Below are 19,313 nucleotides of genomic sequence, written 5' to 3'. Positions count from 1 at the left end.
CTTCTCCTCATCGAGTGTTCACCCCTCGCTGACCGGCCTCCCCCGCCGTGCGATGGCATCAAGAATTTGCTGTTTGGTCAGCGGGCGCTGTTGTTGTGCGACGTCTATTGCGAGTTGCAGGGCATCACGCCGTTGTCCCTTTCGCACATCGGCTTTCAGCGTTGTCCGACCTAGTTGCTGGGCAGCTGCGAGGCGATGATAGCCGTCTGCCAGCAGCAGGTCGCCGTCAATATCGAACACGACCACTGGCATTGCTTCATCGAGATGCTCGGCGTAGTACCGCACCCGTTCAGGATCAAGGTGCGGTCGGGTGCGCTCGATGGATTCCTGGGAGAGTACGGATATCGGGAGATCGACGATTGGCATGAGGTCAGTCTGCCTCACGGCACCGGGGGCGCGCCTCCTGGCTCCACGAAACGATGCGTCCGCTCGATCTCGGCAACCTTCGGATCGGTTTCATCGGCGCCATAATCTGATGGCCGGGTCTTGTCCTGCCCTTCCGGCACCTTCAGCGCGCGCAGCACCAAGGTTAGGACAGCGGCGACGATGAGGTTGAGTGCGAAGGCCGTAATGGCGATATACACGCTGAAATCCGTTCCCGGGATGGGTGCGACGGATCCACCAAAGTGGGCGTGGGTCACCGGGTTGAGGACGTTGTAGGCCGAGACCGTACCGAAGGCTATGCCAACCGCCCATCCGGCAAGCAGCGCCCAGCGGTCAAACCATCGCGTGTATAGCCCGGCGACGACGGCCGGGAACGTCTGGAGGATCCAGATGCCGCCCAGCAGCTGCAAGTTGATCGCGGTGGTCTGGTCCATGGCGACGACGAAGATGAGCGCGCCTACCTTGACCACCAGCGAGACGATCTTGGAGACGCTCGCCTCCGTCTTTGCGTCAACGTCGGGCCGGATGAAGTCCCGGTAGACGTTGCGCGTGAACAGGTTCGCCGCGGCAATGGACATGATGGCCGCCGGCACCAGGGCGCCGATGGCGATGGCCGCGAGGGCAACCCCGGCGAACCATGCAGGGAAGTGGTCCAGGAACAACTGCGGGACCACGAGTTGGGGATTAACCGATCCGTCGAGGTCCGTCGGCTTGGTGCCGGCTTTGATGGCCACATAACCGAGCAGCGCGAGGAACCCGAGCATGAGCGAATAAAGCGGCAGTATGGCTGCGTTGCGTCGGATCGTGTTGCGGCCCTTCGAGGCGAGCACGCCAGTCACCGAGTGCGGGTACATGAAGAGCGCCAAGGCCGAGCCGAGCGCCAGGCTCCAATAAGCGGAGTAGTTGGCGCCGCCCGGGATGAACACCCCGGCCGGCTTGCCCGTTGCCTGGTTCACTGTGCCCAGCTTGGTTTCCGCAGCACCGAAGATCGTGTCCCAGCCGCCGAACTTGATGGGAAGGTATATGACCGCCACGATGACGGAAAGGTAGATGAGCAGGTCTTTGACGACGGCGATCATGGCCGGAGCCCGCAAACCGGATGTGTAGGTGTAAGCGGCCAGCACGACGAATGCGAGGATGAGCGGCAGGTCCGTCAAGAGCATGTTCTCCGAGCTGCCGAGGCCGAGCACTGTGAGGACGGCCTTGATGCCCACAAGTTGAAGGGCGATGTACGGCATCGTCGCGACGATGCCGGTAACGGCGACGGCGAGTGACAACCACCGGCTCCCGTACCGACCGCCAACGAAGTCCGCGGATGTGACGTACCCGTGTCTGTGGGAAACGGACCACAGCCGGCTCATGATGATGAAGATGATCGGGTAAAGGACGATCGTGTACGGCACGGCGAAGAAGCCCGTCACCGCGCCCGTGGCCCACATCGCTGCAGGCACGGCCACGAAGGTGTAGGCGGTATAGAGGTCGCCGCCCAGCAGGAACCACGTGATCCACGTCCCGAAGCCGCGACCGCCCAGCCCCCATTCATCGAGGCTGTGGAGCCCATCGTCCGCCTTGCGCCACCGAGCGGCCAGGAAGCCCATGACGGCGACAACCACGAACAGCACGATGACGACGATGAGGGCGATCCAATTGATCTCGCGTCCGTTCATGGCCGATTCCCTCCGTTTCCGTTACCCGCGCGGGCCGCTGCCCGCCGTCGTCGATCCTCCGTACTGACTAGCCAGTAGGCGATGCCGCTAAGGCCTGCCGAGATGGGCACCCAGAGCAACTGATACCAGTAGAAGAAGGGCATACCGCCTAGGCGGGGCGCATCGACGGAGTACAGCTGCGGCATGAGTGGGAGCACGATTGCGATGGCCAACAGTACGCCAGCCGCCACGTAGGGCAACGGCCTCGCCGGCCCTCTGGTTGGCGTCTCTCGGGTTGGCTGTCCGCCCGGCGGAACAGCGGGTAAGGGGCCCTGATCCGGACCCGCACCTTTTTGATCGGACACCGACGACCTCCTTGTCAACCACACGTGGAGGGCGAACATGTCCTCCTACCTCTTTTGTACCGCTGTCTGTCCGGCTCGGGAAGACTTCATCGGCCTATCAGAAGGCTGCTGCCTTTCTTCCGATCGGCCTCCGCATTGTGCGACACGATTCCTCGTGTTGTGAGACGGCGGCAAGCCGTGGAATGGGATGTTTCGGCTTAGATGAGCGAGCGGAAGATGTTCCAGCCAGTGCCGATCGGTTCAGCTGTCGGAACGAAACCGGAATACTTGAGCAGATCCCCGTCCGGGTTGATGGCGATGGTGTCGTTTCGGGTCACCGTGTGTCCCCAATGCACTGCCTCGCCCAGGTTGTGAGTGTAGCTACCGGCCCCGATGACCTCGGACATCACTTCCCAGCCAGGGCCCCAAGTACCGGCCCCTTCCCAGCCTCCTTGGCCGTCGGAGCGGTATTCGTGCATGTAGCCGGCGTAGTCACGACCAAGGATGTCCACGTCACCGTCCCCGCTTAAGTCGCCGGAGGCAATGATCTTGTCAAAAACCTGCCAGCCGGTGCCCACCACCTGCGATTGTTTCCAGCCGCCGCCGCCATCACCTGGATACAGGTGGAGTTCACCCTCAGCGTCGCGGGCGAGCACGTCGTTGACGGTGTCCCCATCAAAATCACCAGGGCCAACGATCGAGTCGAAAATGTTCCAGCCCGTGCCGACGACAGACCTGCCCAACCAGCCTCCGTGGCCGTCACCCGGATATAGATAGAGGTCTCCCCGGGCGTCGCGGGCAAGGATGTCGTTCTTGCCATCGCCGTCGAAATCACCCGGCGAGAACACGATATTGAAGACATTCCACCCGGTGCCCACGACCCTTGGTTCGTCCCACCGCGCCGTTTCGTAGCTCGGGCAAAGCCCGACGTCGCACGCTCCCAGGCCATAGGTATAAGTCCGTGGATACAGGACCAGTTCCCCATCGTCCGTGCGGCCGATCAGCTCGAAGTTCCCCCGCCCAGTCCAGCCCATGGCCCGGTTGGAGGCCGCAATAGGCGCCGTCTCCTTGCTGTGTAACAGTGTGTTCTCACCGCCCCGGGCCGAATCACCGCACTGTTGTTTTTCCGGAGTCGTGGCGTAGACATTGAAGGAAAGGCGATTCCCGCGGTCCTCCGGCAGAATGGTGAGAGGTTCAACCTGACGTTCGGCGGGAAGCGGGGTGCCGTTGCTCAGCCATTCAATCGTGTAACCATTAGGCGCTGCCTCGGTCTTATCGCAGCCCGCGAATTCCGCCGGAGCACCCATTCGAAGCTCTGAGCCAACGTACGGCATTCCCACCATGGATACGATTCCGTCCATATCAATATGGTGCAGGGGGCGAGCCTCCGCCGCCGTCGCGGGGGCTGTGCCGACACCCACTACGCCGGCTGCGAGCAGGGCCGCGATTGCCCCGCCCCATGTCAACGACCATCCGCACAAAACGGCAGGAAGCCTCTTACGTAGTGACGAGGAGTTCATTGAGGCTCATTCCTGGCTAGGCCGACGCGGTAGCAACTACGGGCCCAAACCCGGCCCCGCGGTTAACCTAGCAATAGACCTCATGTAACGCCTTCGTCCGCCGACCGTGGCGCCAAATTGGGATTGCCCGATCGCGCTTACGGATTGACTACGACCCCGCGTCGATTTCCTTAGCGATTTCCCCGGGATGGCTCAGGAAGCCCATGTGTCCGCCAGGCACCGTCCGGCGGCTGACTCCGGCATGGGAGGCTATCCACTGGGCAGCTTCCACGAAGAACGGCGCTGTCTGCTCGGCACTGAGGATGGTCAGCGGCGTGCTCATTTTGGCCAAGGACTCCGGCTCGGGCCGCCATGCAGCGAACGCTCCAAACTCCGCTTCCAGCAGTACCCTGGCGTTTTTCCGCAGGTCTTCGAGAAATTCCGGCGGCAGGAGAGCGGCGGCATCGTCGGCGGCGAACTGGACGAACGCCTCGGCGCCCCCCGCAAGTCCACCGGCTTCCACACCGGCCGCAATCACCGGCTGCACCGAGGCCATGGCGTCGTCAGGATGGGTCAGAACACCCAGCAACGCCGGTTCGTGCAGCACGACGCCGGTAAAACGGCCAGGCGCCTTCAGCGCAGCGGCCAATGCAATCAGGGCCCCGGTGCTGTTGCCGAAAACGACGCATGGTGGCGTCCCGAGCATTTCCAACAAGGCAATGACGTCTCCCGCGTGCTGGTCCACCGAGGTCTCCGACCAGTCCGGTTGCTGTGAACTGCGTCCGTTGTTCCTGCGGTCATAGCTGATGACAGTGTGGTTTTGCGCCAATACCTGGGCCAGTTCCCCGTATTGCCTGGCGTCGCCTCCAGCGCCGGGGACCAGGAGAACCGGCGTTCCCTTTCCCGCCACGTCAACGTGGAACGTCGCGCCACTGGCCTCCACCAAGGCGGCGCCGTCAATTGTGCCCATTGTCCTGACCTTTCTGAAGGGATGATCTGTCCTTTCATTGGACGCCGGGACGCACCCTGCCGTCCAAGACCGGTATGGACTCGGACGATCGCAAATTCTTATGATGAGCCATGGAGCTCCGCCAACTTCGGCGATTCCTTGTACTGGCCGAGGAACTGCACTTCGGTAAAGCCGCCGCCCGCCTCCACATCGCCCAGCCCGCACTGAGCCAAGAGCTCAAAGCCTTGGAAAAAGGCTTGGGAATCCGGCTCGTTGACCGGACCCACAATCACGTTGCCCTCACCGACGCTGGCCGGCGTCTCCAGGAGGAAGCCGTCCACATTATTGAGGCCCACGACGCCGCAGCGGCAGCAATGGAAGAACTACGCAACCCTCCGCTGGGCACCCTCAAACTGGGCGTGGCTGTGGGCGTCGGCTACCCGCTGCTGGCGGAGCTTCTCAGCGGACTGGGTTCAGGCGAGAATGCACCGGAAGTGGACGTCAAACCTGCGGCAGCAAGAGAAGGGGTCCAGAAGCTTCTTGAGGGCGAGTTCGACGCCGTCTTCATTCACGCCGTGCCAACCCACGACGAACGGCTCGGGGTGCTGACTCTGGACACCGAGCCCATGGGGGTTGCTCTTCCGTCCGGCAGCCCGCTTTCACAACTGGCAGCAATCAGCCCCAGCGATCTGAATGGCCAGGCCCTGATCTGGTTACAACGCGATGGCGACCCGGACGTTCGTGAACGCGTACTGGGCCAACTAATGGACGGCGGAATGATTCCCGGGCCACACCGCTGGTCCCCCAGCATTGCCACGACGATGAGCTTGGTGGCAGCCGGCCTTGGCGTGTCATTCAAAACGCCGCATCAGGTGGTACCAGGTGATCCACCTGGAGTTGTGTGGCGCCCGTTTGCCGGGGTGTCCCTCCCCATGCCGACGGTACTGGTCTGGCTCCCCAACAACGCCTCGCCACTGACAACCCGACTGGTGGCTCACGCCAAGCAGTACGTCGCCAAGAAATCCTAGGCACCGGTACGTGCTCCCATTGTTCATGCCACCAGCCACACCTGGCCCGACCTCCAGCGCTTCTCGCCAGTCATATCGTTGCGCCTCGCTGCTACCTGGGCGTTCCTTCGTGGTTGGCGGCATCTTCCTCGGGAGTAATGCCGCTCTTCAGAAGTGACATGCAATCACGCCGGGGCTGTGCGTCGAGCCGGCAAGATGATGAAACACGGTAGCGGCAGCGGATTTCTCTCCATAGACGGCAGCGAGTTCCCGTTTCAGTACCTTTCCGCTGGGTCCCAACGGTAGTTCTGTCATGAATTCAATAATTCGGGGGTACTTGTAGGCGGCCAGCCGGGTCTTGGCAAAGGCGGTTAGTTCCTCCGCCGTGAGCGTGCTGCATGGGGTTGGGACAATCGCGGCTGCTACCTCTTGCCCGCGGGTCTCGTGGGGAACGCCGAAAACAGCAACGCTGACCACCTCCGGGTGTTCGTTCAGGACTTCCTCGATTTCACGCGGGTAAACGTTATAGCCGTTCCGGATTATCATGTCCTTCTTGCGGTCGAGGATGCGAAGGTAGCCGTCCGAGTCCTTTGTCCCCAGGTCCCCGGTGCGGAACCAACCGTTGACGACCGCTTCAGCGGTGGCATCGGGGTGGTTGAGATAGCCCTTGAACAGATTGTGTCCACGGATGACCAGTTCTCCGAGCTCGCCATCAGGCAGCAGTTCGATCCTGTCAGTGACCTCGGGGCGTGCAATTTCAATGTCCACGCCCCAGATCGGGGTACCGATGGTGCCGGGTCGCGGCTTGGTGCCCACATGGTTGAAGCTGGCCACCGGCGAAGTTTCGGTAAGTCCGTAGCCCTCGTGGATCTCGGCGCCAAAGACATCACGGAATTTTTCCAGAATCGCCATGGGAAGTGCTGAGCCGCCGGAGATTCCGTAGCGCAACCGCCGGGGACGGACGGGATTGGTCTTGGCAGCCTCGAGCAGGGCTGCGTACATGGTCGGCACCCCGAAGAACACATCGATTCCGTGTTTGTGAATAAATTCCACGGCGGCATCGCCCGTAAATCTGGGGCACATGACAATTGTCGCGCCGGCGCGTAGGCCGGCGTTGAGAACGCAGGTCTGGCCGAAGGTGTGGAACAGTGGCAGACCACCGAACACCGTATCGCCAGCCCGGACATCGAAAGTACCGGTCAATAGCACATTGACCTGTTCCATCAGGGCGAAATGCGTGCCGATGGCTCCTTTGGGTTTTCCTGTAGTCCCCGAAGTGTACAGAATGGTGGCCGTGTCCTCCGGTCTGCGCGGGACATAGCTTTCAAGAGGGACCGCCACAGCGGCTTCAGCCTCCAGCCGCGCGGGAACTCCGGCGCCTTCCGACGCCATGACGCTCACGACGTCGACTTCCGCCCTCCCAGCCCCCGCGGCGCCTTCTCCCAGCAGCGGCGCCGCACAAACCAACAACTTTGCGCCGCTGTCGCGCAGTGCGAACTCAATCTCTGCAGCCTTAAGCAAGGCGTGGACAGGGACCACGATCCCTCCGAGGGCGAGCACTGCGTAGTAGGCGCGGGCGAAATCTGCCACATTGGGAATGAGGACGGCGACCGGGTCGCCCGGTCCGATGCCGCGTTCACGCAGGGCTCCGGCGTAGGCGCGGGTCTGCTCCCATAGCTCCTTATAGGTCGTCTCTTCCCCGCCGACGATGAGGGCCGTTGCTTCAGGCCTGCGGGCTGCGGATTCGGCCAAGATAGCGGCGACGTTAATGGTGCCAAAGGCGTTCTGGGCTGGCGTGTTTGTCATGGTGTCATGTCCTTGCTTATTGATTTCTGTCGGTTCAGGCCCTGAGAATCAGGGCATCGCCCTGCCCACCGCCACCGCACAGGCCTACGACGCCGGTCCCGCCGCCGCGTCGCTGGAGCGCCAACGCCTGGTGCAGGACCAGCCGGGCGCCCGAGGCGCCGACCGGATGCCCGAGGGCGATAGCGCCGCCGTCGATGTTGATGCGGTCCGTGCTGATGCCAAGGTCCCTGGCCGACTGAATCACCACGGATGCGAACGCCTCGTTGATTTCAATCAGGTCCAAGTCTTCGACTGCCAGCCCGTCGTGCTTGAGCGCCAGTTCAATAGCCCGCGAAGGCTGGGAGTGCAGGGCTCCATCCGGACCGGCAGTCTGACCGTGGGCACCGATCTCCGCGATCCACTCCAGTCCTGCCGAAACAGCGGCAGCCTTGCTGGCGATGACCACCGCTGCGGCCCCATCGGAAAGAGGAGAAGAAGAGCCGGCAGTAATTGTTGCCTCGTCCGCGGCTGAAAAGGCGGGCTTGAGCTGGGACAGTACCTCCGCCGTCGTTCCCGGGCGGATGCCCTCATCCGAATCAAGAACAATCGCCGGGCCCTTCCGCTGGGCGATGGTGACGGCAGCAACTTCGTCGGCGAAGATGCCCGCCATGCGTGCCTCTTCCGCGCGCAGATGGGAACGTGCTGCGACCTCATCTTGCTCTTCGCGGGTAATACCGCGGCCAGGGTTGCCTGCATCGGTCGCGGCGCCCATCAGTTCGCCGCTGAACGGATCCTGCAGCCCGTCGTAGTAGAGGGAATCAACCAAAGGCGCATCCCCAATAGCGACTCCCCTGCGCAGGCCTATGGCCAGGTGCGGGGCGTTGGTCATGGATTCCTGGCCTGCGGCCACCACGAAGTCGACTTCGCCGGTCCGGATCATCCGCGCCGCGTCGATCACGGCAGTTAAGCCTGACAAACAGAGCTTGTTGATGGTTACGGTGGGGACGTCCCCGCCGATCCCTGCACCCAGGGCGGCTTGTCGGGCCGGACCCTGACCCGCGCCGGCCTGGACTACCTGGCCAACGATGACTGCACCGATTTGCCCTGCTTGCACGCCGGTCCGCTCTAACGCGGCAGCTATGGCGTGCGAACCCAATTCACTGGCCGAAAGGGAGGAAAGCCCGCCCCGGAAGCGCCCGAATGGGGTACGGGCGCCTCCGAGAATGACGGGGACATTGGTATCTGGGGACATGGGTAGCCTTTCGTAAGTTTCAGTATTCACAGCGGCAAGAGACGGGACGCGGGGGGCCGTTTAAGCAAAAGGGCGCCGTTCAGACAAAAGCAGGGATGGCTGCGGCCGCGTAGTGGACAACAGGTACGGGCGGGCGGGAAATCGGCAGCGCGACATGACCCCTTGCCTTTTCATACAGGGCTCGTGCTTCGACTCCCTCTGCTGCAATCCAGAGGGCATCCGCAGCCACGGTTACGGCTTCCACGTAACCGGTCCGGATGACACGACCGTCCTTGAGAATGTGCACCTCATGGCCGGGCAACTCATCCCAGGCGGCCATACCCCAATCTCCGGACCCGATGCGGGCGACTGGGGCGAGATCCTCCTCTGTTGCCGGCACGCTCCTATCGACCATCGTCGATCGCCTTCGGAAAAGGGCTGTCGAACGCCGTGTGGCGGATGCCGTCCACGATGACCTGCAGGCCGTCCCGGAACAGGGCACGCCCGATCACGATGGGCGGAAGCAAACGAATGACGTTCTCGTGCACGCCGTTCGTCAATGCCAGCACGCCGTTCCCGTGGCAATAGGCCGAAACCGCCTTGGCGCGGCCGGACGCAGGCTCCAGCGTGTCCTCGTCGCCGAACTCGATGCCGATCATTGCCCCGCGCACGCGGACATCGATCACACCGAGCCCCGCTCCAACGAGCGGACGCAGCATCTCGATTGCGATCCTGCCCAGCTCCGTCGCCTTCTCCAGGACGCCCTCGGTGTCCAGTTGCTCGAACACGGCAAGTGCAGCCTCGCAGGACAGCGGGTTCCCGGCATACGTCCCGCCAAGGCCGGCGGGATGCACGGCGTTCATGATGTCCTCAGGGCCCGTCACCGAGCTCAGCGGCATCCCGTTGGCGAGAGCCTTTGCTGCGACCAGGAGATCGGGAACAACGTCCTCGTATTCGATGGCCCAAATCCGACCCGTGCGGCCCATGCCGCTCTGGACCTCGTCCGCAATCACGAGGATGCCATGCTCGTCAGCAATCTTCCGCAAGCCGGCAAGGAAGCCCTCCTGCGGAATCAGGCAGCCTGCCTCGCCGAGGATAGGTTCGATGATCATGGCAGCAAATGACGTCGGATCGTGCTGAGCGAGCGTGGCTCGGACACGGTCCAGCGAATCCTCTACCGTGCCCTCCATGCCACGTGGCGAGGTCGGTACCGGCACGTGGATGACATCGTTCGAGAAAGGCCCGAAGCCCGTCTTGTAGGGATGTGCCTTGGAGGTCAGGGACATCGTCATGTGGGTCCGGCCGTGGTAGGCGCCGTCGAAAGCGAGGAGCTTCTGGCGCCCGGTGAAGTAACGGGCGATCTTCACTGCATTCTCGTTCGCCTCAGCTCCTGTGGAGAAGAGCGCGGTGCGCTTTTCCGTGTCGCCAGGGGCTCTCGCGTTCAGCCAGCGGCAAACCTCCACGTAGCTCTCGTATTCGGTGGTCATGAAGCACGTGTGCGTGAACCGGTCGAGTTGTGCCCGCACGCGCTCCCGGACGCGTTCGTTCGATGCACCGAGCGACGTCGGTCCCAGGCCTGAGGCGAGGTCGATGATGCGGTTCCCGTCGACGTCGAGGAGGATGCCGCCGTCGGCCCTGTCAATGAATACAGGCAGTTGCGCGCCGAATCCGTTCGACACATGGGCGCGCCGTTCGAGCATCAGCTCCTGCGAGCGCGGACCGGGGATCGTCGTGGCCAGATATCGTTCCTGCGGTACTCCGGGAGGCGGGGGAAGTGGTGGTCGCGGGTCCGACCCTGCGACCAGCTGGTCAATGGTGCTCATGACGTCCGTTCCTCCATGTACTCGGCGATGAAGCCTGTGTTGAATGTGCCGCTCCTGAACGTCTTGGTGGCGAGGACTTTCCGGTGGAATCCCGCGGTGGTAACCACGCCTTCGATCCTGAACTCAGTCAGGGCCCTCAGGGTCCTCTCGATCGCTTCATCCCGGTCCTGTCCCCAACAGATGAGCTTGCCGATCATGGAGTCGTAAAAGGGCGGGATGGTGGAGCCGCCCTCTATGTGCGTGTCCAGCCGAACGCCGAACCCGCCGGGTGCCCGGAAGTCGCGGATCGTTCCCGGGCTGGGGGCGAAGCCGAGATCCGCGTCCTCTGCATTAATGCGGCATTCGATGGCATGGCCCCGCACCTGAACATCGTCCTGTGTGAAGCCGAGTTTCCCGCCGCCGGCGATCTGCAGTTGCAGCTTGATCAGGTCGATTCCGGTGACCATTTCAGAGACTGGATGCTCAACCTGGATGCGGGTGTTCATCTCGATGAAGTAGTACTCGCCGGTTGCGTTGTCGAAGACGAACTCGACAGTTCCGGCGTTCGTGTAGCCGACTTCTTCGCAGAGGGAGACTGCTGCCTTTGCGAGGCCTTCCCTTGTCTCATGGTCGAGCACCGGTGACGGCGCTTCCTCCACGAGCTTCTGGTTGCGACGTTGCGCGGTGCAGTCCCGTTCGCCCAGATGCAGGGTTGTCGTGCCGTCCGAGACCACCTGGATCTCGATATGACGGATGTCGGTGAGGTAGCGCTCGATGTAGACGGCTGGATCGCCGAAGGCGACTTCGGCCTCGGCCATGATTTCTGCGAGGTCTGTTGCCAGGGTGGCAGCTACCTGCACGACACGCAGCCCGCGCCCGCCCCCGCCGGCCGCTGCCTTGATCAGCAGTGGAAACCCTACCTGCTCCGCTACGCGGAACGCCTCATCCTGATCGGCGATGGCTCCGTCGGATCCCGGAACAGTCGGCACGCCGGCCTGCCTGGCAATCTTCTTCGCCTCGATCTTGTCACCCATCCGGCGGATGACCTCCGACGACGGTCCGACGAAGCCAACTCCTTCGGCCTCACAAAGCGCCACGAAGTCGGCGTTTTCTGACAGGAACCCGTAGCCGGGATGGATAGCACTGGCTCCACTCCCCTGCGCTGCCGCGATCACGGCATGGGCGTCACGGTAGCTGAGCTTCGCCGAGGCGGGGCCGATGCACAAAGCCTCGTCGGCGAGCCTGACCGGCAGCGAATCGCGGTCGGCTTCCGAATGCGCGATGATGCTGCGGATCCCGAGTTCCTTGCAGGCGCGGATCACGCGCAGCGCAATCTCCCCCCGGTTGGCGATCAGCACGCTTGAAAGCGTCATGAGGCGCCCTTCCTGATGACGATCAGGGGCTGGCCGTACTCGACGAGTGATTCGTTCTCTGCCAGCACGCGGACGACTGTTCCCTCGACTCCGGCCTCGATGTTGTTCATGAGCTTCATGACCTCGACAATGGCGAGAACGCTGCTCGGCTGAACACGGTCGCCGACCGAAACGAAGGCTGGAGCGCCCGGCTGGGGTGAGGCGTAGAAGGTACCGAGCATGGGCGCGGTAATCAGTACCTCATCCTGGGTGAGTTGATCGGCGTCGTGCGCTGCTTCCTGCTCCCCTACGGCAGGTGCGGGCACCACGATCGGTGCTGCGGGCGTGGGCTTTGGCTCCTTCATTGGGACCGACGGCTCGGCAGCCAGGGGGGCTCCCTGGGCGACGCCGCCGGCGCGGTTCCGCGATACGAACAGTTCGACGTCGCCTAACTTGAGCGACAGTTCGCGGACGTCCTCTGCAAGATTCACCCAATCGACGATCGCCTTGAGTTCCTTCATGTCGGGCAGGCTATTGGCCATCTTCTGTGTTTCCTTTTTCCAGGGCGATCCGCAGATCGCCGCTCGTGAGTGCCTGTCGGCCGGTTGGGGTGCTGTTGTACAGCGAGGTGATGAGGTCCAGCGTCGGCATCGGATTCCCTCCGGTGACGCCGCCCTCCGACACGACCTTCTTCATGTCGTCCACTTGTGTCCCTGCGAACTGTGCACGCAAAAGCCACAGGTCCATGTCTTCGTCCGGATACCGCTGCCGAAGTGACGGAAGCATCGGCGCTAGCGGCTCGGGCAGCTCTGCGATGTTCGAGGATCCGTTGGCCAGGATCTTCTCGCGCGCCGCCGGGTCCAAGGGTGCCAACGGTTTGCCGTAGTAGCCGAGTGCGTACTTCTTCACCTCATTCGGGACCACGCCGTAGCGCTCCCCGCTCATAACGTTCATGACCGCCTGGGTTCCCACATGTTGGGCGAAAGGAGTGATCATGATGGGGTACGCCAGTTCGGCACGCACGCGGGCAACTTCCTGCATCAGCTCATCGAAGCGATCGGCGAGGCCAGCCGCCTCCAGCTGGGACTGAAAGTTGGACAACATCCCACCGGGGGTTTGGTGCATGTAATGCATCCCTGTGTACTCGTGCGGAACGCCAACAGGCTTGTCCTCTTCCTCCGCGATGCCGGAAAGCTTCCGGCTGATCGCAGCAACGCGCTCGTCGTCGACGTTCACCGTGTAGCCAAGCGCTCGCAGATCACGAACAGTGCCCTGTGTGGAGGGCTGCCCGTTGCCGGAGGCGAGCGGCGCGATGGAAGTGTGCACAGAGTCGGCACCAAGTTCCACAGCTTCCAGGCACACCAGCGGCGCCAGACCTGTAAGGCTGTGCGTGTGTACCTCAAGGGGACGGTTGCCGATCACTGCTTTCAATGCCGGCACAAGAGTGCGGACCCGATCCGGAGTCAGCAGTCCTCCGGCGTCCTTAAGCATGATCCGGTCGACGTTGGCCTTTTCGATCAGTTCCTGGGCCTTGGCGACAAACAGCTCGTCGGTGTGCACCGGAGACTCGCAGAACGACACCGCGCCGAATGTCTCAGCGCCAAGGTCTTTCGCCCGAAGAAGGGCCGCAGCGATATTGTCCACATCGTTGAGGCCGTCGAATGCGCCAATCTCACGGAATCCGTTGGCCACGAGGCGGTCAACCCACGCCGCGATGATGTCATCGGGCAGGAAGTCGAAGGACGCCAGGTTCTTTGAGCGGATCAATGCCCGGAAGGTGGTGTTGGGCGCGTGCCGGTGCATCAGCCGAATCCGCTCCCAGGGGTCCTCCTTCAGGTAGCGGACTGCCACATCAAACTGGATGGGCGCCACAAGATCCACGTGTTCAAACCCGGCGTCATCAAACTCTTCGATCATTTCAAGCATGTGGGAGGTGCGCATCCGCGTCGCCCAAAGGCTCTGATGGCCGTCGCGCAGGGTGGTGTCGATAATTTTCACTTCGCGGCGGCTGTGTGGGGGCCGTCCGCCGCGGCTCATGACTTCCGCGATGTTCACGGTGGCTTTTTCAAGCATGTGCCTCAGCTCCTTTGCTGGTATTGGTGATGAATGTGAGTCCGCGTCAGCGGGTGACCAGCTTCGACATGTCGCCCTTGGCCGAGAATCTCTTCGGCGGGAGATCCGCCATGGTCAGGAGGCCGGGCGCAGCGCCTGAAAGCGACGGGATGACATTCGCTGCGACTGCAACGGTCGACGCATAGCTGTCGATTCGGCCGCTCGAGAAGTGGAGCGCTTGGAAGTCGCTCTCGATCCTCCAGCTGTCGCCCTCAGGGAACCCGTCCGCGGTCTCGAAGATCCCAAAATCGATGGCAGCGTCAATCACTACTCGTCCATCGACAAGTCCCCGTGCCGAATGCCTGAGCACCGCGATCGTCCCGGTCTTGAGGGTGAGGTGCAACGTATGGCGCGGATGCCCGGTGAAGAGGATGGGCTCCGGCTCGTCGACGACGATCCCGTCAAGGTTCCATCCGAGGCCGTCGCCAAGTGCAGCGACGGACTCGCGGAAGCCGACGTGGCCGATCACGCCGCCCGCATGGCGCTGGGCGGCGAACTGTGCGGCCGTGAGCCCGAAACCGAACTTCGACAAGATGCCCCCATAGCCGGACATCTCCGCAGTCCTACGGATCGTCACTCGGTTCACATTCGTAGTGAGGCTGCTCAGCAGCAGCGGGAGTGTGTCCAGGAGGATCCCTGGGTTGCAGCCGGTGCCGAGAACTGTGCGGCCCGCGGTTCGTGCCCGCGCGTCGAGGCGGCTGGCGATGGGGTCGTGGTCGTAGAAGCCGAAGCCTAACTGTTCGCAGATCGTGACCACGTTCATCCCGCGGTCCAGGAGTTCGTTGATGATTGGCTCGACCTCAGCGACGAACGACGTGGTCGCCACAAACGCAACGTCGGCATCCGGCGCACCGGCGAGATCCGGGGTGATGCGGGCTGTCGCATTTACGCCGGGGACCACCGAGGCGAGTTCCGCATCGGCGAGGCCTGCTGCTGGGTCGACGGCACCAACGACCTCGCACTGTGACGTGGCGACGAGCAGCGCTCCCACGGCGCGGCCTACGGCTCCGAGCCCGACGAGAAGCACGCTCGGTTGGTCATCAGTGTTCATGATTGCTCCTTTGGGGTGAGCCGGGCTTCCGGATCGCTTCTTCGCATCAACGGTCAGCCGACGCCGTCGAGCATGTCGGTCTCGGTCTTGCCGATCCTCTGAACGACGTCGGGACGCACCCTGCGCACATAGGCGAACCAGGCGATCTCCACCACCATGCTGGCCACGAAGAAATATGGGATGAGGTTCAGGGGGAACGCAGGGACGGGCCACACATTGGCGAAGAAGATGAAACCCATGGACAGAACGGCCACCGTGCCGCAGATGGTCACCAAAGTGCGTGGCAGCCCCTCGCGGCGCACGTAGAGGATGCACGCGAGCGAGACGAGGGCGTAGGCCACCATGTATCCGTAGACGCCGTAAGTATCGAGCCACACGACAATCTCCATCGGGTGCGCCCCGGCAAGGAGCAGGACCACATCGACCACGATCACGCTGATGCCCGCGGCGGTGAGCACGCGGTGCGGCGTCAGGTGTTTCTCGTGGGTGCGTCCAAACCGCTCCGGCACGACGCCTTCCTTGCCCATGACGTAGACGATGCGGCCCAGCACGTTCAGCGGAGCGACCACGACTGCAAAGAATGAAGCCGCGACGCCGAACACCAGAAGCGGGGCATACCAGTCAGGCATGCCGATTTTCTCGGCGATGGCCGGCAGTGGATTCCCCACTGTGCCGAGTTCCTTTCCCAGCACCGCGATCTGCGTATACGCACCGAACATATAAAGGGCACCGACTGCGACCGCGCTCCACATGATGGCCCGGGGAATCGCCGTGTACGGATTCCTTGCCTCGCGTCCCAGGGCGTCGGCCGAACTGAAACCGGCGAATCCCAGCACACCGATCACCATGCCTGCAGCGATGCCCTGGGGCGGCGCACCGTCCAGGCCGAACTGGGCCGGATCCCACGCGGACGGCCCCAGGGCGATAAGAGAGGTGACAAGCAACACCATGATGATCGCTACCGAGAGCAGTTCAAGGACGAGTGAAACCCTGGCTGAGAGGCGGATTCCCTGGATGGTGAAGAAGGTGCCAGCCCCGCCGATCAAAACGGTGAGGGCAATCACTCCAACGATGCCTTCGACCGGCATGCCGAGGAGCCCCAGCAAGTCGACGGTGTTGGAGACGGCCCCGCCAAGGGATCCTGCCGTCACGCCCCAGCAGCCGATGATCAGGGCTGATCCGGCAATGTAGGCGCCGGTGGGTCCCAGACCTTTTGCAACGTAGGTGTAAAGGGAACCGGCCGAGGCATTTCTCTTAGCGAAGGTGGCTACGCACCAGCCGACGCAAAGCACGACAATCATGGCGAGGAACAGCGAAGCCATTGTGCCGTTACCGGCGCTGACGAAGATCACCGCCGCAGTAAATGCAAGGACCGCGCTCGGCGCGATGTTGGCGATGGCCTGGGCGGCGAGTTCGCTGCCGGACATGACGCCGTGGCGCAAACCGGCGTCCCGGGATGGCGCCTGCTTGATGGTGGACATGGATGCTCTCCTTTGAGCGGGTGATTTTTGTTGGGGATTTCCCGGAGTCGATCCGGGTCAGGGGATCAGCAGCGTACGCAGCACACTGCCCGCTTCGAGGTCATCGAGCGCTTCTGCCGCTTCGGTCAAGGGACGGCGACCGGAAATGAGCGGATCCAGCTTGATCCGGCCGTCCATGTATTGGTCCACCAGCGCGGGAATGTCGATTGACGGGCGGACCGATCCATAGTTCGAGCCGAGGATCCGCTGGTCTGCCTCGGCGAGCACCAGCGGCTCAAAGGAAGCCTTGGAACCGGTTGGCGGCAGTCCAACGATCACAGCCGCACCACCGAGGCCCAGCATTCCAATGGCTTGCTCAGTGGTGACTGTGCGGCCGATGGCATCGAAGGCGTAGTCGACGCCGTCAGGAATCAACGCGAAGAGCTGCTCCACGGCGTCGCCTTTGGAGGCATCAATGCGGTCGGTCGCACCGAACATGAGCGCCATCTCTGTCTTTTCAGGCACGACGTCGATCGCGACAATGCGTTCGGCTCCGGCGAGCTTGGCGCCTTGGACCACGTTGAGGCCGACCCCGCCGCAGCCGATGACGGCGACAGTCGAGCCGGGCTCGACGGCAGCGGTGTTCGTGACGGCGCCAATGCCCGTAGCGACTGCGCAGCCAACGATGGAAATCACGTCCAGCGGCGCGTCGTCGCGCACCTTGATTGCACCGGATGCCGGCACCACCACCTCCTCCGCGAAGGAGGAAACGCCCAGATAGTGGTAGAGCGCCTCGTCGTCGCCCTCCTCCGTAAACTGGCTCATGCGCGACGTGCCGTCGAACAGCACGCCTTTCGGCGCAAGGAGTGTTGCAACCTTCTGGCAGCGCGCTTCACGCCCCTGCTGGCAGTAGCGGCACTCGCCGCACGGCGGCACCCAGCTGAGGACGACGTGGTCGCCCACCGCGAGGGATGTGACACCTTCGCCAAGTTCGACGACGACGCCGGAGCCCTCGTGGCCCATCACCATCGGAACGGCTGCGTCCCAGTCGCCCTGCCGTACGTGCAGGTCTGAGTGGCACACGCCTGCTGCGGCAATCTTGACACGGACTTCGCCCGCCTTGGGGGCCGCGAGCTCGACGTCGGTGACGGCTACGCGGGTCCCGGAATCGCGGAACACGACTGCTTTCATGGGTCCTTCTCCTTCAAATGGGCATGCGAAACAGCACTTCGCATGCAAAAGGGGGTTGGGGGTCTGAGACAGCGCGGCAGCACTGCCCCAAGTTCCGGATTGCCGGATGATTTCTGTGGTCTATTCAGCGACGAAATAGAGACGTTTGTTCGCAAACTCCCCGATGCCGACGGGGCCCATCTCGCGCCCGAAACCGGATCGCTTCACGCCGCCGAACGGGATGTCCGCTCCCTCCGCGGCAATGATGTTCACGTGTGCCATGCCCACTTCAAGCTTTGACGCGACTCGTGCGGCGCGTGCCGTATCAGTCGAGAACACCGAACCGCCAAGGCCGAGTGCGCAGTCATTGGCGAGCCCCAGCGCCTCTCCGTCGCTGTGCACCCGGTACACGGTGGCAACGGGGCCGAAGATCTCCTCGCGGTAGGACGCGGAGTCGCGAGGCACGTCCACGAGCACGGCCGGTGAGTAGTAGGCACCGGGCCCCTCGGACAGGACGCCGCCTGCCAGCAGTCGGGCCCCTTCGGAGACTGCCTTGCGGACCTGGGCGTCAACCGTTTCCGCCGCGGCCCGGGTGGAAAGGGGGGTGTACTCCCCCGCGCCAAGATTCAGTTGGTCGCCGGGCTTGAGCCCGTCGGCCAGTCGGACCAGTTCAGCGACGAACTCGTCGTAAATGTCGTCCATCACTATCAAGCGCTTGTTGGAGTTGCAGACCTGCCCGCCGTTGTAGATGCGGTTCTCCCACGCGGCTTGGGCAATCCCGGCCACGTCGCCGGCGTCGAGCACCACCATCGCATCGATGCCGCCGAGTTCGAGCACACATTTCTTCAGGGCTGCACCGGCCTGGGCGCCGATGATCGAGCCCGCACCTTCGGAACCCGTCAGTGAGATGCCTTGAACCCGGGGATCAGCGATGATGGCGGCGATCTGCACGTGCGAGGTGAACACTGCCTGATATCCCCCGGCCGGTACGCCTGCCTGCTCCAGGATTTCCTGGATCGCAAGGTTCGAGCGCGGACAGATATCGGCGTGCTTAAGCAGGATCGTGTTGCCGAGCACCAGGTTTGGAGCGGCGAAGCGGGCCACCTGGTAATAGGGGAAGTTCCAGGGCATGACGCCGAGCAGGACACCCAGCGGCAGTTGCTCGATCACGGCCCTGCCCGGAACGGAGCTCGGGATCTCGTAGTCGCCGATGAATCCCGGTCCGTGGACGCCGTAGTAGTCGAATATGGCGGCGGCGAAATCCACCTCCTCGAGCGCCGAATCGATCGACTTGCCCATCTCGGTGGAGATGGTCCTGGCAAGCTCGACGCGGCGCTCCGTGAAGAGTTCGGCGATGCGCCGCACCACGCCGGCGCGATGCTGGACGCTCTGCTCTTTCCACTCCCGGTAGGCAGCGTCGGCAGCTTTGAGGTGCTGCTCCACTTGGTCGTCGGTTGCGGATTCAAAAGTCTCGATGATTTCACCGGTTGCCGGGTTCTGGACTCTGTACTTGGCCATGGA

At 63.0% G+C, this 19,313-nt stretch carries 17 protein-coding genes; 1 reads left to right on the top strand and 16 read right to left on the bottom strand.

Going from position 1 to position 19,313, the window contains the following annotated elements; genetic code table 11:
* Positions 1–18 precede the first annotated feature (18 nt).
* The 5 genes from LDN90_RS11675 to LDN90_RS11655 form a co-directional block, all read right to left on the bottom strand.
* A complete protein-coding gene (locus LDN90_RS11675) occupies positions 19–366 on the bottom strand; it encodes a ParB N-terminal domain-containing protein (protein WP_216923684.1) in 348 nt (115 codons plus the stop codon).
* Between the two features lie 14 nt (positions 367–380).
* Entirely contained in the window at positions 381–2,051 is a 1,671-nt protein-coding gene (locus LDN90_RS11670) for a sodium:solute symporter (protein ID WP_223949186.1), read from the bottom strand.
* Complete coding sequence (locus LDN90_RS11665) at positions 2,048–2,395, bottom strand: DUF3311 domain-containing protein (protein WP_223949185.1); 348 nt, start codon at positions 2,393–2,395, stop codon at positions 2,048–2,050. Before LDN90_RS11665 ends, LDN90_RS11670 begins: the two co-directional genes overlap by 4 nt.
* Positions 2,396–2,592: 197 nt before the next feature.
* On the bottom strand, positions 2,593–3,894 hold the full coding sequence (locus LDN90_RS11660) for a VCBS repeat-containing protein (protein ID WP_223949184.1): 1,302 nt from the start codon (positions 3,892–3,894) through the stop codon (positions 2,593–2,595).
* A 148-nt stretch (positions 3,895–4,042) separates the two neighbouring features.
* Positions 4,043–4,843 (bottom strand): alpha/beta hydrolase, encoded by an 801-nt coding sequence (locus LDN90_RS11655; RefSeq protein ID WP_223949183.1) that lies wholly within the window; start codon positions 4,841–4,843, stop codon positions 4,043–4,045.
* A gap of 110 nt (positions 4,844–4,953) precedes the next feature.
* Between LDN90_RS11655 and LDN90_RS11650 the strand changes: the two genes are divergently transcribed.
* Complete coding sequence (locus LDN90_RS11650) at positions 4,954–5,850, top strand: LysR family transcriptional regulator (protein WP_223949182.1); 897 nt, start codon at positions 4,954–4,956, stop codon at positions 5,848–5,850.
* A 147-nt stretch (positions 5,851–5,997) separates the two neighbouring features.
* On the opposite strand, the gene LDN90_RS11645 is transcribed toward LDN90_RS11650, so the two are convergent.
* The 11 genes from LDN90_RS11645 to LDN90_RS11595 all read right to left on the bottom strand — a co-directional run bounded on the left by LDN90_RS11645 (position 5,998) and on the right by LDN90_RS11595 (position 19,310).
* Positions 5,998–7,635 carry a long-chain fatty acid--CoA ligase gene (locus LDN90_RS11645; RefSeq protein ID WP_223949181.1) on the bottom strand — a complete coding sequence of 546 codons (1,638 nt, stop codon included), beginning with the start codon at positions 7,633–7,635 and terminating at the stop codon, positions 5,998–6,000.
* Positions 7,636–7,669: 34 nt separating this feature from the next.
* Entirely contained in the window at positions 7,670–8,866 is a 1,197-nt protein-coding gene (locus LDN90_RS11640) for an acetyl-CoA C-acyltransferase (RefSeq protein WP_223949180.1), read from the bottom strand.
* Between the two features lie 79 nt (positions 8,867–8,945).
* Positions 8,946–9,260 (bottom strand): hypothetical protein, encoded by a 315-nt coding sequence (locus LDN90_RS11635; RefSeq protein WP_223949179.1) that lies wholly within the window; start codon positions 9,258–9,260, stop codon positions 8,946–8,948.
* Entirely contained in the window at positions 9,250–10,668 is a 1,419-nt protein-coding gene (locus LDN90_RS11630) for an aminotransferase class III-fold pyridoxal phosphate-dependent enzyme (RefSeq protein ID WP_223949178.1), read from the bottom strand. The genes LDN90_RS11635 and LDN90_RS11630 overlap by 11 nt, the downstream gene beginning before the upstream one ends.
* On the bottom strand, positions 10,665–12,020 hold the full coding sequence (accC, locus tag LDN90_RS11625) for an acetyl-CoA carboxylase biotin carboxylase subunit (RefSeq protein ID WP_223949177.1): 1,356 nt from the start codon (positions 12,018–12,020) through the stop codon (positions 10,665–10,667). Before accC ends, LDN90_RS11630 begins: the two co-directional genes overlap by 4 nt.
* Positions 12,017–12,520, bottom strand: a complete 504-nt coding sequence (gene accB / locus LDN90_RS11620) for an acetyl-CoA carboxylase biotin carboxyl carrier protein (RefSeq protein WP_223949176.1) — start codon at positions 12,518–12,520, stop codon at positions 12,017–12,019. The genes accC and accB overlap by 4 nt, the downstream gene beginning before the upstream one ends.
* A gap of 10 nt (positions 12,521–12,530) precedes the next feature.
* On the bottom strand, positions 12,531–14,072 hold the full coding sequence (locus LDN90_RS11615) for a pyruvate carboxylase subunit B (protein ID WP_223949175.1): 1,542 nt from the start codon (positions 14,070–14,072) through the stop codon (positions 12,531–12,533).
* A 46-nt stretch (positions 14,073–14,118) separates the two neighbouring features.
* Entirely contained in the window at positions 14,119–15,162 is a 1,044-nt protein-coding gene (locus LDN90_RS11610) for a hypothetical protein (protein ID WP_223949174.1), read from the bottom strand.
* Between the two features lie 53 nt (positions 15,163–15,215).
* Complete coding sequence (locus LDN90_RS11605; protein ID WP_223949173.1) at positions 15,216–16,643, bottom strand: APC family permease; 1,428 nt, start codon at positions 16,641–16,643, stop codon at positions 15,216–15,218.
* Positions 16,644–16,700: 57 nt separating this feature from the next.
* Positions 16,701–17,813, bottom strand: coding sequence for a Zn-dependent alcohol dehydrogenase (locus tag LDN90_RS11600; protein WP_223949172.1), 1,113 nt, complete (start codon positions 17,811–17,813; stop codon positions 16,701–16,703).
* 120 nt (positions 17,814–17,933) lie between these two features.
* Complete coding sequence (locus LDN90_RS11595; RefSeq protein WP_223949171.1) at positions 17,934–19,310, bottom strand: aldehyde dehydrogenase family protein; 1,377 nt, start codon at positions 19,308–19,310, stop codon at positions 17,934–17,936.
* Between the last annotated feature and the right edge of the window lie 3 nt (positions 19,311–19,313).

Source organism: Arthrobacter sp. NtRootA1 (assembly GCF_019976975.1).
GTDB classification, from domain to species: Bacteria; Actinomycetota; Actinomycetes; order Actinomycetales; family Micrococcaceae; genus Arthrobacter; species Arthrobacter aromaticivorans.
This window is presented reverse-complemented; position numbering and strand designations above follow the sequence as displayed.